Genomic DNA, 15,467 nt, shown 5'->3' with positions numbered 1-15,467 from the left:
TTTATGATTTGATAATACTATATCCATCTCACTCTGTCAACACTTTTATGCGCTAAAATAACCGGTTACGTAATCGGTTATTTTTCCATTGCGTTTTTCCATGAGAATTGCTATACTAAAGAATATTATAGACTATTAGCCGTCATATTGAAGGAGATTCAACTTTTATGAGTAAAAAACAGGTAACTTTTGCAGATATTGCAGAATACACAAATTTTTCAAAGACTACAATATCAAGATACTTCAATCATCCTGATTCTCTTACCTTAGAAAATCAGGAAAAGATTTCACAGGCTCTTGACACACTTGGATATAAAAAGAATAAGCTGGCAAAGGTCCTGGCGAATGGAAAAAGTGAATTTATCGGAATCATTGTTCCAAACCTCTACCTGCACTATTATTCTGAGATGCTGACACAATTTCTTTCCAGCTACAGAGATTATCATTATAAATTTCTTGTTTTCGCCAGCGAACATGGAGCTGAAGAAGAACAACAGTACATTGAGGAACTTCTATCTTATCAGATTGAGGGACTGATTGTTTTAAGTCACACGCTTCCATCCGAGAAGCTCGCTTCCTATCAGATTCCTGTCATCGCAATTGAACGTGAAGCAGAACATATCAGCAGTGTCAATACCGATAACTATATGGGCGCACTTCAGGCTACTTCCCTGTTGATCCGGGATAAATGTGACATATTGATTCATATAAATGTCAATGTGGATAAATCCATCCCAGCTTATGACCGCATCCGGGCCTTTCAGGAAACTTGTGAAGACTATCATGTTCCATATGATATCGATCTGAGTGTAGAAGGTAATTCTTATCATGAGATTTTAAATGTGATCCGGGAGATTTTTAATAAGATAGAAGCAAAATACCCAGATCAAAAAAAAGGTATCTTTCTTGCGAATGATACCTATGCCAATATGTTTCTTAATTTAATTTTCCAAAAATACGGAACCTTTCCTTCAACTTATGAGATTGTTGGATTTGACAATTCCCCGATTGCCAGCGAGGCAATCCTTCCAATCACAACCGTTGGCCAGCAGATTGATGTAATTGCCAAAACCGCCATGGATCTTCTGGTCCGACAGATGGATGAGCAGAAAAAGCGTGCTCCCAAACCATTGGGCGAACCTATTCACAAACAAATTACACCTGTATTGATCCGCCGTAATACAACACAATAGTTTATTTTTCCAGATTAAAAAACACTTTCTGCTACCACTAGGTTTCCTATATTATTTTAACATCCAAGTTATATGCAAAAAACAAGAAGTTTTTAAGGTTAAACCGTAAAAACTTCTTGTTTTTACAATTTTTTACACCCCTAAACATTCCATAATGATCTTCTCACATCTGTCATATCCAAGCTGCGAACTGTTCAGACATAAGGTATAATTGCTGGCTTTTCCCCATTTCTGATCTGTGTAAAAATTATAATTTGTCATACGCCTTTTATCTGTATCTGCCAGCATTTTGGCAGCTTCCTTTTCACCGACATGATATAACTGACCGATACGCTGTATTTTTTCCGGCATATTCCCATGAATAAACACATTTAGCACATCCTCCCTGTCTTTCAGGATATAATCTGCATTTCTTCCAATGATCACACAAGGCTCTTTCTCTGCTATATCTAAAATCATTTTTCTCTGTGCCTCGTATACCATATCTTCTACTGATTTTCCTGTAATGTCACGCCCTGCAAATGCATAGGCAAATACTCTTTTCTTCGGTGATAATTCTGCATTTTCCTTGATATATTCCGGTGATAAACCAGACTTTTCTGCAATTTCATTGATAATGCTTTTATCATAATACGCAATTCCAAGTTTCTTTGCAACTTCTTCTCCGATAAAACGTCCACCGCTTCCAAATTCTCTACTGATCGTAATAATTCTTTTTTCCATCTCTGTTTCCTCTTTAGCTTAACGCATTGACTTTATATTTTCTGATTCTCTTTAAAAATAAATATCCTATCAGACATGAAATCACTTCCGTAATCGGAAATGCCCATCAGATCAGCGAAACTCCCACCTGACCGATTACAGTTGCGTAAGCTGCACCTTTCACTCTCATTTCGGGACAAGGTCCTATACCATAGATCATGATCGGATCAAGGATAATATTTACCACAGCACCAACTACCTGACCGATTGTAGAATAAAGAGAGCGTCCTGTCGCCTGTAATAATTTTTCAAATAAAGAAAAGAAAATAATGCCAAAAGAAATCACACAGCATATCCGCAGATAACTGACTCCCATTTCAAGTACTTCTGCATCAACAGTCTGTGATGAAATGTATGCTCTCACTCCAAAGAAACCAAATAATAAACAAACCACATAAATGATCACGCCAAGAACCAGACTGTTACCAGCTACCTTCGCAGCTTTTTTCCTGTTCCCCTGTCCAAGTGTCCTTGCCAGAAGTGCATTGGTTCCTACACCGGTTCCGATCCCTACTGCTACCATGAGCATCTGCACCGGAAATACCAGAGTCAAAGCATTTAATGCTGCTTCACTGCCTGCTTTCATATTTCCTACAAATGCACTGTCTACGATATTATAGACCGCCTGTAATGCCATGGATAAGATCATCGGGATCCCCATTTGGACCATCAGCTTATTCACCGGCATCTCCTTCATCTTGTTGCTTTCTACCATTTTGTTTTAACTCCTCTCTTTTTGGCACAAAAAAAATATCTTGTAAATTCTGTTTCAGATGGTGCAAAGGCAATTGACTTTTCTATCACAGAAGAAAAACAGCTGTTAGCAATATAAGAAAAAAATACGAATGATACTTAAAACCGTGCTACTAAACTTGTCGGGATTTTGCTATAATGTATGTCAGAAGGAAAAATCTGAAAAAAGAAGAAAAGGAGTATTTTTGAGATGGATTTACAGCAGATTTTTAACGACACGGATTTTGTCCATACAAGTGGGACAAAAGAAGAATTGCAGGTTGCAGGATATCTGAAAATGCAGTGTGAGAACATGGGGGTTCCAACACAGATCGAAGGTTTTCGCGTGGCAATGGGCGATATTGAAGAGGTTCATTTGTATGCAGATGGGGAAGAGATAACATGCAAGGCTTTTTCCTGCTGCGGAAGCGGTGTGGCAGAAGGAGAGCTGTATTACATGCCGGGAACAGATCCAGTATCGATTGCAGGAGCCAAAGACAAGATTGTTCTGATGGACACACAGGGATTTGGATTCTTTACTTACCGGGATCTGATGAAGGCAGGTGCAAAGGCAATTCTCTGCCAGTATGGTAACTTATATTATCCACAGCAGGATATTGACCAGAGAGATCTTCGGGAAGCAGTTGTCGGAGAAGAAAAGAAAGTCCTTTGTGCAATGATTCATACAGGAGATGCGGTTAAGCTGGTAAAAAATCATGCGAAAAAGATGCGGTTAGAGATTAAGCAGAAGGAATATGACGGAGAATCCCATAATGTGATCGCAGAACTTCCGGGAAAAAAGGAAGAGTGGATCATGCTTAGTGCACATTATGATACAACCGCTCTTTCACATGGTGCTTATGACAATATGAGTGGATGTGCAGGACTTCTCGGAATTATGGAATACATGAAAGACAAAGAACGCAATTACGGTCTTCGCTTTGTGTTCTGCGGAAGCGAGGAACGTGGTTTATTAGGATCGAAAGCTTATGTGAAAGATCATGAGGCAGAGCTGGATAAAATCGTATTCAACATCAATCTTGATATGATCGGAACCTATATGGGTAAATTCATTGCATGCGTGTCAGCAGAAGAGAAGCTTTCTCATTACATCAGCTATATGTCAGCGGAAATTGGATTCCCGATAGCTTCTGAGACAGGCGTGTACCCCAGTGATTCCACTCCATTTGCAGATAAAGGTGTACCGGCAGTCTCATTTGCCCGTCTTGCAAGCGGAAATGTTGCACCGATCCATTGCCGGTACGATGTGAAGGCTGTGATGTCCATGGAGCAGCTGCAGAAAGATATTCATTTCCTGAGTTTATTTACAAATCGTTTCACAAACGCTGTGGTATGCCCGGTGAAGAGAGAAATTCCGGAAAATATCAAAAAAGAATTAGATGAATATCTTTTCCGTAAAAGAAAAGAGAATTAAATGAAAGGAAGAACTGTCGCAGTGTAAGAAAAATTTATTTGACTTTTGAAAAAACTGGAAATATAATTATAGTAGACGAGTAGCAGGTAAGCGTAAATCCAGTTTAGCAGCTACTCGTTTTTTGCTTTGTTAAAATAATATATTTGCTATGAAAAAAGTGTGTAGCTTGTCAGCGTAAGTCCAGCTTATAAGACAAGGTGCGCACTTTTTTGTGCAAAAAAAAGAACCGCCCTGATCGTTTCATCAACCATCTGAGGTTCTTCTTTTTACGCATAACAAAAGCGGGTGATGGGAATCGAACCCACGTATCCAGCTTGGAAGGCTGGTGTTCTACCATTGAACTACACCCGCGTCTTAAAGACAAATAATATAATATCACATCTCAGAAAAAATGCAAGTCTTTTTTTCATTTTTTGATCACTTTGATTACTTTTTGTCCACTTTATTTTCTAACTGCTATTTTATCTATTTCGGTTCTTTTCCTTCCATTTCCACATATATTTTATCAATCACCTGTTCTTCTATCCGATCGGAGTTCCTTTTATGTTTTCCAGATTAAAATCAAAAAACGTTATACGGATCTGTTTTCTTTTCCTCGCGGCTTTCTTTGTGGGAATCGGCGCTGCATTTCTGCATGATCATTTCTTTTCAGCCGCTGTTCCCACCTCTTCTGAAGGCAACTGGGGGCTCAGCTTCCAAACTGATGGGGATCCCCCTGTCGGCAATGCCACATTTGACGAGTTGAAAAAATTTGATGCCTTTTACGCACAGGACACCGGCGAAAAGGTAATCTACCTTACTTTCGATGCCGGTTATGAAAATGGAAATACACCGGCTATTCTGGAAGCTCTTACGAAACATCAGGCTCCGGCAACGTTCTTCGTCGTCGGCACACTTCTGGAAAGCAATCCAGAACTTATCAAACAGATCCTCGCTGCCGGTAACACCATCGGTAACCACACCTGGCATCACAAAGACATGTCACAGATTTCTACAATGGAATCCTTTTCTGAAGAAATCCAGACAGTTGAAAAACTGTATCAGCAGATCACCGGACAGGAAATTTCCAGATTTTATCGTCCACCACAAGGCAAATACAGCGAAGCCAACCTGAAAATGGCACAGGATCTTGGCTATCATACCTTCTTCTGGAGTCTCGCCTACGTCGACTGGTATCAGGATAGCCAGCCATCCCACGAAGAGGCTTTTGAAAAGCTGCTTGGGAGGATCCATCCCGGTGCCATCGTTTTACTCCACAGTACGTCCTCTACAAACGCTGAAATCTTAGATGAACTTCTCACCAAATGGGAAGAAATGGGTTATCATTTTGCTTCTCTTGATGACCTTATAAAAGCTACTGCATCTTAGGAATTTTTCTCTATCACTTTATCGGAGGATTCTCTAATCGATCAGTCCATATTTCTTCATCGCATAAGCAATTCCATCTTCTTCAACGGTCTTTGTAATAAATTCTGTATAAGGTTCCAGCACCTGGTCATGCGCGCCCATCGCAATCGCATGCCCGGCATGCTGGAACATTGCCAGATCATTGCTGCTGTCTCCAAATACATATGACTGATCTCTCGTCATTCCAAAATGCTCCAGTACCCAGTCAATCGCAGTTCCTTTTGTATAGCCCTTCAGGATACATTCAAACGTATTACTTCCACGGTCAATTACTTCCATGTCATCTTTGATAAATTCAAAAAATGCTTTTACATCACTTTTTTCATCCGTATAAATAAAGATTTTATCATATGGACATCTTCTCTGCTCCATATAACGCTCGATTCCAAGTCCACGGTTATTCATGTATTTTTTTGTATTTTCCAATCTGTCAAATCTTGAAACTCTTGAAGTGAAATACACATCTTCTGCTCCCTCAAAAATCCCATCAATCTGACATTTAGTCATATAATCAGCAATCTCATCGCCCCTCTCCGGATCCAGATGCTTTTCAAAAATAATTTCTTCATCAAATGTAAAATAAATCCCACATCCACACAAATATCCATCAAATGGAAGTTTTTTCAGTTCCACCGGAACACTGCAGTATGTTCTTCCTGTATTGATAAATAAAAAATGTCCTGCGTCGTGTGCCCTTTTAAGTGCATCTACCGTACTTGCGGGAATCTCTTTTGTAATCTCACTGAGTACGGTCCCATCAATATCAAAAAATAATGCTTCTCTATTCATTCTACCTTTTCCTCCCGGTTATACTCCAATTACACGATACTCATTATACTCATATCTCACCATTATGCGCAACCCTTTTTCATTTTCTGCAAAATATCTGTGATAAATACCATTTTGACTTCTCCATATAAAAGTAATATAATAGATGTTGTACAATTTGAAAAAGGGGTAATAATAATGAATAAAAGAATCGATAAGAAAAAACAGAAAAGAACACTTGAATCAGCAGTAACTGCTACAGCTACATCATCAGCACCAGCTACAGCAACTCCTGTTGTAGAGATAAAAGAAGTTGTAAAAGAAGTCAAAGTACCAGTAGAAGTTCCTGCCAAAAATCCTGCATTCTATGTTCAGTACCAGAGTGCAGAATATACTGTAGCCGCTATCACAGAACGTGTGATTGCTGACTGCAATGCAAAGGGACACGCTGTAGAAACTCCGGAAGCTCTCTCCATTTATCTGAAACCAGAAGACAAAAAAGCATATTACACCCTTGGAGGGTTCAATGGATATATTGAATTATAAAGGAGTATTTTATGGCGCTTAACTTTCAACAGCTTGGAATGCTTGCAAAACTGAAATCCGCATTTTCCACTTTTCAACAGGAGCATCCTAAATTTATGCCTTTTATTCATGCAGTAAAAGGAGATGCATGCCGCAAAGACAGCATCATCGAAATCTCCGTCAAATCTCCGGAAGGACGGAATTATACCACTAATTTCCGTGTTACCGAAAAGGATTTGGAACTTATCCAGATGCTGAAAGATATGCAGGAAAACCAATAAAGTAAAAAGAGCAGGTAAGAAAGGATAAAATTTCTTACCTACTCTTTTTCTATCTTACTTTAGCATTTCTTTGCTAATACAAAGGAATGGCCTTCCATTTTTATTGCCTGAAGGCTGACTTTTTTACCGGTATATAAATCCATATACTCTCCCTCTTCTTCGATCCAGGCTGTCCGGGCCTCTTCTGCGAAATTAAAAAGTGCTGTCATCTGCTCGCCCTCCAGTTCCCGCACAACTCCAAGGATTCCATTTTCCCAGGTATCAAGCGTCCAGACATTTGCCGATGCGTCAAATACTTTTTCCTTACTTCGGATGGATCTAAGTTTTCCAATTCCATCAAACAGTTCTTTTTGTACCGTTCCTTTTCTCTTTCGTCCGTCTGCCAGCTTCCAGTCAAATTTTCCTCTGTGGATATACCTGGAATCAACCCGTTTTTCCGGATCATTTTTATAAGTATAATCATTTACCTGACCAATCTCATCTCCACTGTAAAGCATTGGAATTCCGGATTGCACCATCATATATGCATGCAGCATCAGATCAAATCTGACTGCTCTTTTTTTCTTTTCTTCATTTTGTTCAAATCCGGCACTTTCAATTCCACACATGGAAGCTGTCGTTGCACAGAATCTGGCATCTCCTGTTATCGGATCTTCATTATAAAGTTCCCCGCGGCTCACACTTTCTGCGATTTTTCCTGTGAAAAAGTCATTCAGATATCTTTTGTGTGGGACTTCTTGCATTCCCCAACCAGAAAGAGTCTGAAAATCCAGTCCCCATCCAATATCATCATGACATCTGAGGTAATTTAAGAAAGTATACTCTTTCGGAAGGTTGTTCATAATATCAAGCTGCATCCGTAAAAGTCTGGTATCTCTCGTCGCAACCGTATTCCATGTAGTAGCCATCATAGTTACATTATAAAGCATATGACATTCCGGCTTTTCTATGGTACCAAAATAAGGAACAACCTTTTCCGGTTCCATCACGACTTCCCCTAATAATACAACCGACGGACACACAATCTCCCCGATCATACGCATCATCCTGACTATCGTGTGTACCTGTGGAAGATTTCTGCAGCTTGTCCCCATTTCCTTCCAGATATAAGGAACTGCATCGATCCGCAGAATGTCAATCCCCTGATTGACCAGGAAAAGAAAATTATACATCATTTCGTTAAACACCCTCGGATTCTTATAATTCAGATCCCATTGATAAGGATAAAAGGTAGTCAACACATAGTGTCCGATTTCAGGGAGCCAGGTGAAATTCCCCGGTGCTGTTTCCGGAAATACCTGTGGCACTGTTTTCTCATATTCTCTGACATAGTTTTCATTGTCACAGAAGAAATACCGGCTCATATATTCGCCTTCACCCATTCTTGCCTTCTGTGCCCATTCATGATCTTCGGAAGTATGGTTCATTACAAAATCCATACACAGATTCATGTCTTTTTCATGGCAGGCTTCAGCCAGATCTGCAAGGTCTTCTATGGTTCCAAGTTCCGGCTTTACTTTTCTGAAATCCGCAACCGCATAGCCTCCATCGGATCTTCCCTTTGGCGAATCGAGAAACGGCATCAGATGAACACAGTTTACACCACATTCTTCCAGATACTTAAGCTTTCCTTTGACTCCTCTTAAATTTCCGGCGAAATTATCAATATACAGCATCATTCCCAGCATGTTTTTTTTACGATACCACGCCTGATCCTTTTCCTTCTCCAGATCTCTCTTTCGAAGTTTCGCATTTCTTGCATGATAGTAATTCTGCATCTGTTCACAGAGTTCTGCAAACATTGCTTCATTATCATATAATTCCATATAGAGCCAGCGAAGCTCATCCATATGCTTCGCCAGTCTCTTTTCAAAAATATCATTTGTTTTTCTCATTTTTACTCGACCATTTCCAGATAAATCTGATATGCTTTGTACTCACCAAATTCAAGTGGCAGCGGAATTCCAACTTCCATCAGCGCCTCTGCCGGATAAATTTTTTCGGTATTTGAATCTTTATAGAATTGTCCGGCACACAGACCTTTCATTTTTACATAATTTACTGTCATGTTTCCATGGATTTCAAGCATAACTACATTTACAAGTACTTCTTTCCCATCTTCTGACACAAATTCCCATGCGCCGATTTCTTCTGCGAATGGATTACTCAGTCGATAGTAAAGTCCATTTTGTACAAGCTGTGCATATTTTTTGTATTCTACTATCTGTTCCCTGATCTCTCTGCGCTCTTCATCTGTCATTTTCGCCGGATCCAGTTCATAGCCGAAGGTTCCTGCCATGGCACAGACACCTCTTGTATGGAGTGATGTCTTTCTTCCTGTCTGATGATTCGGAACTGCAGATACGTGAGATCCAACTGCAGATACCGGATACCCAAAGGATGTTCCGTATTGAATCCTTACACGATCCACTGCATCGGTATTGTCACTGCACCAGATCTGTGGTGTATAATACAGCATTCCCGCGTCAAAACGACCTCCACCACCACTGCAGCCTTCGATCAGAAGGTCTGGATAGCGGCTTATAATACGCTCCAGGAAATCATAAAGTCCAAGCATGTAGTCATACTGCACACTGCCCTGTTCTTCTGCTGTCATAGAATATACTTCTGCCATACTTCGGTTCATATCCCATTTTACATATTCGATATTTCCCTGATCGAGCACCTGACACATCTGCTCATAAACAGCATCCACAACTTCTTTTCTCGAAAAATCAAGGAGCAGCTGGTTTCTTCCTTTTACCGGTTTTCTTCCCGGAATCTGAATTGCCCAGTCCGGATGTTCACGGCAAAGATCACTGTCTTCATTTACCATCTCCGGCTCAAACCAGAGCCCGAATTTAACACCTAACGCATTGATCCTGCTGATCAGGTCACCAAGACTTCCCTGCAGCTTTTCTTCATTTACCTTCCAGTCGCCAAGTCCACTGTTGTCATCATTTCGGCTTCCAAACCATCCATCGTCCAGTACAACCATATCGATTCCCAGATCCTTTGCCTGTTCAGCAAGATGATAGATGTCTTCTCCCGTAAAATCAAAGTAGCAGGCTTCCCAACTGTTGATCAGTACCGGTCTTACTTTTTCTTTATATTTTCCGCGGCACAGATTTTTACGAATACATCTCTGCAGATTCTGGGAAAGCTTTCCGAGTCCCTGATTGCTGCAGGTTAAAATAACTTCCGGAATCACAAATTCCTGTCCTTTTTCCAATGGATAAGAAAACTGCTCTTCCTGCAATCCCATCTGCATTCTTGTCTGCCCAAACTGATCCTTCTCTACTTCTGCTTTAAATCCTCCGCTGTATACAAAGGACATTCCATAACAAGTACCTGCGTCTTCCGTCGTTTCTTTTTCTGCCAGTATCATCATTGGATTGTACTGATGGCTGGATGTTCCTCTACGGCTTCCAATTACAAAAGCTCCATGTCCTGCCGGTGTTCTCTGCATATTTCTTTCCATCGCATGGCGGCCGTAAAAAGAAATGATATCAAACTCACCATGAACAAAATCAATACATGCTGCCTGTGCTTTTGTCAGTCTGATTTTATCTTCTTCTGTATTGATCACTTTTGCACTTCTTGTGATCACATCATACTCCGGAAGAACTCCATAAAGTAATTCTACCTGTAATCCTGTCACCTGATCTTTCATATAAATGATCAGAGTCTGGGCTTCCTCTTCTGCAGCATAAACTGCCGGAAGCCCCTTCAAATTGTATTTTCCATCACAAATCTCATATCCCTGATATCTAAGATCGCATCCAAAAGAACCATCTGCATTTACAAGGTCAAGCACCGGACTCCTGAAATCTCCTGTCAGTCGGCATGGAAATTCCTGCGGCAGCACATCAAGGGAATATGTTCTGTCATTTCCTGCATCCTGCGGATTTCCAGAGAAGCCACGGTCTGCATAGGTCAGAAGATAGTCCATAACTCCATCTGTCTTTCTTCCATAATATAAATGCAGTAAAAATCCATATGCATCAATCTGCATCTGATACGTTGTATTATGGGTATGTAATGTAAATGTTCTTGCTTTCTCGTTGTATATGATTCCCATGTTCTTCTCCTTAAGCTTCTGTCAAATTTATTTTACTGCTCCATTTACAACACCGTTCAGAATCTGTTTCTGGCAGATCAGATAGAAAATCAAAATCGGAAGCAGTGCCAGTAAATAGGACGCAAATGCAAGATTATAATTGGTTCCAAACTGTGTCTGGAATGTCATCTGTGCAAGTGGCAGTGTGTTCACATCGCTACCTGCCAGAATTACAAGTGGTGTCATAACATCATTCCATGTACCAAGTGCTGTGAGTACCGCTACTGTTGCATGCATCGGTTTCATGATCGGAAAAATAACACTCCAATAAGTTTTCCAGGTTGTTGCCCCGTCTACATGTGCAGCCTCTTCCAGTGCCATCGGAATATTTTTCAGATAACCGGAATATAAGAGCACATTCATCGGCATATAAAATATAAGATAACACAAAATAACACCGAAAATATTGTCAATTCCCATCTGTGCTGTCTGCTTCACAAGTGGCATCATCAAAATTGCAAATGGAACAAACATACCGCTTACAATATAAAGATAGGCTACTTTGTAAAATTTACTGGTACTTTTACTTCTTCCGATCACATAACCGATCATAGAATGAATCAGAATGGAAAGAACTACCGTTACAATCGTTATCAGCACACTGTTGCCCAGTGAATGCCAGAAATCTGTTACACGCATTGCTTCTGCAAAGTTAGAAAAGCTCCAGCTTTTTGGCAGTGATAAGATTCCGGAAATACTGTTTGTCATTTCCGACGGTTTCTTAAATGCAATCACAACTGTAAGATAAAGAGGAAAAATAACGGTTACAAGACCCAGAATCAATAAAATTGTGATTGGCCAGTTTACTCTTTCTTTCACCTTTACTTTCATTATAACTGTTCCTCCTTATTTCCCAAAAAGTTCATCTGTAATACAGAGATCACAACGATCACTACAAAGAACACAACTGCATTGGCACTCTGGAACCCAAACTGTCCTCCGGCCATACCATTGTTATAAATCAAAAATGAAATTGATTCTGTACTCTGCGCCGGGCCTCCTTTGGTAAGAGCCATGATCTGATCAAATACCATCAGAAAATTCTTCATGCAAAGTACCATATTGATGGTAAAGAATGGAAGGATCAGTGGAAATGTCAGATTCTTGAATTTTTTCCATCCGGTCGCTCCATCAAGAGAACCTGCTTCGTATACATCCTCCGGTACCGTCTGAAGTCCGGAAATATAAATAATCGTATTCATTGCAACAGACTGCCATGCACATACAATTACGATCGCAACCCATGCCCATTTTGAGCTCGCCAGGATACTGTCACCTTTTCCGCCCATCATTTTTACAACTGCCGGAAGAATATAAGTGAAAAAGTAATTGAAAATATAGCCCACTACAAGTGCTCCTAAAATATTTGGAACGAAATACATTCCTCTGAGTGCACTTTTAAATTTAATTTTACTGTTTAATCCAAGAGCTAAAACAAGACTTAACACATTTACAACTATTGTTGCAACAATTGCAAGCTTGAATGTAAACAGGTAGGATTTCCCGACTCTTGCATCAGTAAATAAATCTGCATAATTCCGAAGACCTACCCAATCAAACTCGCCATATCCTCGAAAATTTGTAAAACTATAAATAACACCTTTAATAAGTGGCAGCGTATTAAAGCAGAAAAACAACGCAAGTATCGGTATCGTAATCAGTAAAAATGTCCGCTCTCTGCCATTCATCCTTTTCAATTTATTCATGATCTGTATCCCTCCTACTTGCCTGCTTCATAATCTTCCATCATACGAATGATATCCCTGTTATATCTGATCCAGTCTTTGTCAAATTTTTTCAGGAATGCGTCAACATCCTGGTTTATGAGAAATGTCTGGATTTGTGCATCGACTGCCATTTCTGACGGATAATAGTGATCCTGGTAATCCGCCATACGGTTATCCTGAATATATGGTTTCATATCTTCCAGTTCCGGAGCTAATGCAAAATCCTCGTCTTTACAAGGCACCGCATTCTGTGCATCTAAGTATAACTGGATACTATCATGATCCATCAGGAAATCAAGTACTTCATATGCCGCTTCTTTATTTTCACATGCATCCATCACGCAGAACTGAAGGTCTACTCCTGAATTTAATACATTGTCCTCTTCAGAATCATTAGCCGGCATAACAAAGGATCCGATATTCATATCCGGATTTACAGATTTGATCTGCGGAATTGCATAGCTTCCGATTGTATACATCGCTGATTCACCATTTGCAAATGCAGTACATGCATCGTTGTATCCGTATCCAAACGGTCCATCTTCACCATAATTTAACAATTCAAGCATTTTTTCTGCCACTTGCGGATATTCTTTGGAGAAGGTTGTTTCTCCCTTATTCACCTGCTGACAAACATCGGATGGTGCAAGTCCGACTGCAAGTGCATTCCAAGGTGCAAGGCAGGTCCAGGTATCTTTATATCCAAAATAAAGTGGCTGGATTCCTTCATTCTGAATCTCCTCGCAAAGAGAAATAAATTCATCCCAGGTCTGCGGAATCTCCCATCCATGTTCCGCAAACATATCTTTGTTATAGAGCACTCCTGCCGCATTTGCCACATACGGAAGCCCATATGTTCCTTCTGTCGGAACAAACTCCAATCCTTCAATAATATCCAGATAAGCAGGTTTTACTTCACCAAGTCCTTCATAATCTGAAATGTCAGCCAGTATTCCTGAATCAACAAAATACGAATAATTGATATCTCCTCCGATTCCGATAATATCCGGATAATCTTCTCTGATAAAACGTGTTTTCAAAATTGTTGTCGCATCATTTGGGGAAGATATTTTTAAATGGATATCATCATGTGTCTCATTAAATTCTTTTTCGAGCTGTTCAAATATATCTACCGCCTCTGGTTTATACTGAACAAGTTCAATTTCCACTTTTCCGCTTTTTGGATTTTGCTGACATCCCTGTAATACAGCTGATGCCATCAGAATACAGGACATTCCCAAAACAATTGCTGCTCTTTTCCTTCTCATTTTTTCTCCTTCCTCACAGGTATATTCGTTTTTAGTTACCGCTCGATATATCAAGCACTTTCTTTATAGTTGCATTATAACATACCATTATGCGACTATAAATATCATTGTATTTGAATTTTTATTTCAAAATGCTATTATTTTCTTCTTTTTTGCTAAATGCATAGCATTTTGGTATATTTTAGTTGCAATCTATTTATTAAATCTGTAAAATAAATATATATCAACTTACTTAACATCTGCTAAACATCATTTTTTCACGGCAGAGCACCTATGAGAAAGGAATTATTATGAAAGAACTTATGTTTTCAGTATTTCCAAGCGAGAATTTTGTCGATCTTGGATTGTATCAGTTTGGTTACGAACAATGTAAACCGGCGCATAGTTTTGGTCCTGCCGTCCGTAATCATTTTCTTTTTCACTACATTATCTCCGGCACCGGAATTTTAATGGCAAATGATTCTCACGGTGTAACACAGACCTATCACGTAAAAAGTGGACAGGGCTTTATGATTTTCCCCGGTCAGATCAATACTTATATCTCTGATGAAAAACTCCCATGGGAATATACATGGATTGAATTTGACGGACTGCGTGCAAAGGAAACCATTGAACTTTCCGGACTTAGTTTGGATAATCCGATTTATAAAGCTACTTCTAAGGATCTGCGTGAAATACTGAAAGAAGAACTTCTCTATATTGCAAGTCACGGAGACGCTACACCATTTCACCTGATCGGGCATCTCTATCTTGCACTTGATGCTCTTATTCGTTCTACTTCCATCATGCAGACATCGAAAATCAGCCGTCTTCAGGATTTTTATATCCATGAAGCCCTATCTTATATAGAGCAGAATTTTCAAAACGATATTTCAGTTGAAAACATCGCTGCTGTATGCGGATTAAACCGCAGTTATTTCGGAAAAATTTTCAAAGACGGAATTGGAAAATCTCCTCAGGAATTTTTGTTGAATTATAGAATGATTAAAGCTGCTGAATTATTAAAACTGACAAAGCTTTCCATTAAAGATGTAGGTAATGCAGTCGGTTATCCCAACCAATTACATTTTTCCAGAGCATTTAAAAATATTTATGGAATATCGCCAAGAGACTGGCGTAATCAGAACAGACTTAAACAATAATAGAAAAAGAATGCTGCAGTTCAGACTGTGCATTCTTTTTTTATTATTTAATATGTAATAATAAAGAATGTGCCTAGGCTCGTAGTGCCTTTTATTTAACAGGAAGT

13 protein-coding genes, 1 tRNA gene and 1 pseudogene are annotated in these 15,467 nt (G+C 39.6%); 6 read left to right on the top strand and 9 right to left on the bottom strand.

Features of this window, described 5'->3' with window-relative positions:
* The first annotated feature begins 167 nt into the window (after window positions 1-167).
* Complete coding sequence (locus PG840_RS06855; protein WP_270613453.1) at window positions 168-1,193, top strand: LacI family DNA-binding transcriptional regulator; 1,026 nt, start codon at window positions 168-170, stop codon at window positions 1,191-1,193.
* Between the two features lie 132 nt (window positions 1,194-1,325).
* Here PG840_RS06855 and PG840_RS06850 read toward each other — a convergent pair whose 3' ends face one another.
* Both PG840_RS06850 and PG840_RS06845 read right to left on the bottom strand, forming a co-directional pair.
* Window positions 1,326-1,916, bottom strand: a complete 591-nt coding sequence (locus PG840_RS06850) for a cytidylate kinase-like family protein (RefSeq protein WP_270613452.1) — start codon at window positions 1,914-1,916, stop codon at window positions 1,326-1,328.
* 109 nt (window positions 1,917-2,025) lie between these two features.
* Window positions 2,026-2,670 (bottom strand): annotated as a pseudogene (locus PG840_RS06845) (MATE family efflux transporter); the annotation flags it as partial.
* A 228-nt stretch (window positions 2,671-2,898) separates the two neighbouring features.
* Between PG840_RS06845 and PG840_RS06840 the strand changes: the two are divergent.
* The gene (locus PG840_RS06840) at window positions 2,899-4,122 is read left to right on the top strand and encodes a M28 family metallopeptidase (RefSeq protein WP_270613451.1); all 1,224 of its coding nucleotides are present in this window, start codon (window positions 2,899-2,901) and stop codon (window positions 4,120-4,122) included.
* 280 nt (window positions 4,123-4,402) lie between these two features.
* Here PG840_RS06840 and PG840_RS06835 read toward each other — a convergent pair.
* Window positions 4,403-4,473: transfer RNA gene (locus PG840_RS06835), tRNA-Gly, on the bottom strand.
* Window positions 4,474-4,665: 192 nt separating this feature from the next.
* On the opposite strand from PG840_RS06835, the gene PG840_RS06830 reads away from it, so the two are divergent.
* Window positions 4,666-5,490: a polysaccharide deacetylase family protein gene (locus PG840_RS06830; RefSeq protein WP_270613450.1), complete on the top strand. Its 825-nt coding sequence runs from the start codon at window positions 4,666-4,668 to the stop codon at window positions 5,488-5,490.
* 33 nt (window positions 5,491-5,523) lie between these two features.
* On the opposite strand, the gene PG840_RS06825 is transcribed toward PG840_RS06830, so the two are convergent.
* Window positions 5,524-6,318, bottom strand: a complete 795-nt coding sequence (locus PG840_RS06825; RefSeq protein WP_270613449.1) for a Cof-type HAD-IIB family hydrolase — start codon at window positions 6,316-6,318, stop codon at window positions 5,524-5,526.
* A gap of 177 nt (window positions 6,319-6,495) precedes the next feature.
* Here PG840_RS06825 and PG840_RS06820 point away from each other — a divergent pair, with 177 nt between their 5' ends.
* Window positions 6,496-6,843 carry a DUF6465 family protein gene (locus tag PG840_RS06820; RefSeq protein WP_117555423.1) on the top strand — a complete coding sequence of 116 codons (348 nt, stop codon included), beginning with the start codon at window positions 6,496-6,498 and terminating at the stop codon, window positions 6,841-6,843.
* 11 nt (window positions 6,844-6,854) lie between these two features.
* Window positions 6,855-7,103: a hypothetical protein gene (locus tag PG840_RS06815; RefSeq protein WP_022219869.1), complete on the top strand. Its 249-nt coding sequence runs from the start codon at window positions 6,855-6,857 to the stop codon at window positions 7,101-7,103.
* Window positions 7,104-7,162: 59 nt separating this feature from the next.
* Here PG840_RS06815 and PG840_RS06810 read toward each other — a convergent pair whose 3' ends face one another.
* The 5 genes from PG840_RS06810 to PG840_RS06790 are packed head-to-tail and all read right to left on the bottom strand — an operon-like array spanning window position 7,163 to window position 14,218.
* On the bottom strand, window positions 7,163-8,998 hold the full coding sequence (locus tag PG840_RS06810) for an alpha-amylase family protein (RefSeq protein WP_270613448.1): 1,836 nt from the start codon (window positions 8,996-8,998) through the stop codon (window positions 7,163-7,165).
* Between the two features lie 2 nt (window positions 8,999-9,000).
* Window positions 9,001-11,184 (bottom strand): alpha-galactosidase, encoded by a 2,184-nt coding sequence (locus PG840_RS06805; protein WP_270613447.1) that lies wholly within the window; start codon window positions 11,182-11,184, stop codon window positions 9,001-9,003.
* A gap of 27 nt (window positions 11,185-11,211) precedes the next feature.
* Window positions 11,212-12,054 carry a carbohydrate ABC transporter permease gene (locus PG840_RS06800; RefSeq protein ID WP_270613446.1) on the bottom strand — a complete coding sequence of 281 codons (843 nt, stop codon included), beginning with the start codon at window positions 12,052-12,054 and terminating at the stop codon, window positions 11,212-11,214.
* Window positions 12,054-12,929: a carbohydrate ABC transporter permease gene (locus tag PG840_RS06795; protein WP_117555415.1), complete on the bottom strand. Its 876-nt coding sequence runs from the start codon at window positions 12,927-12,929 to the stop codon at window positions 12,054-12,056. Before PG840_RS06795 ends, PG840_RS06800 begins: the two co-directional genes overlap by 1 nt.
* A gap of 14 nt (window positions 12,930-12,943) precedes the next feature.
* Window positions 12,944-14,218 (bottom strand): ABC transporter substrate-binding protein, encoded by a 1,275-nt coding sequence (locus tag PG840_RS06790; RefSeq protein WP_117835604.1) that lies wholly within the window; start codon window positions 14,216-14,218, stop codon window positions 12,944-12,946.
* Between the two features lie 290 nt (window positions 14,219-14,508).
* Between PG840_RS06790 and PG840_RS06785 the strand changes: the two genes are divergently transcribed.
* Window positions 14,509-15,360 carry an AraC family transcriptional regulator gene (locus PG840_RS06785; protein WP_117835606.1) on the top strand — a complete coding sequence of 284 codons (852 nt, stop codon included), beginning with the start codon at window positions 14,509-14,511 and terminating at the stop codon, window positions 15,358-15,360.
* Window positions 15,361-15,467: the final 107 nt, after the last annotated feature.

The organism is Coprococcus sp. AM97-35 (assembly GCF_027697525.1).
Classification (GTDB): domain Bacteria; phylum Bacillota; class Clostridia; order Lachnospirales; family Lachnospiraceae; genus Allocoprococcus; species Allocoprococcus comes.
Note: the sequence above shows the minus strand (reverse complement) of the source record. Positions and strands in the feature narration are given on the sequence as shown.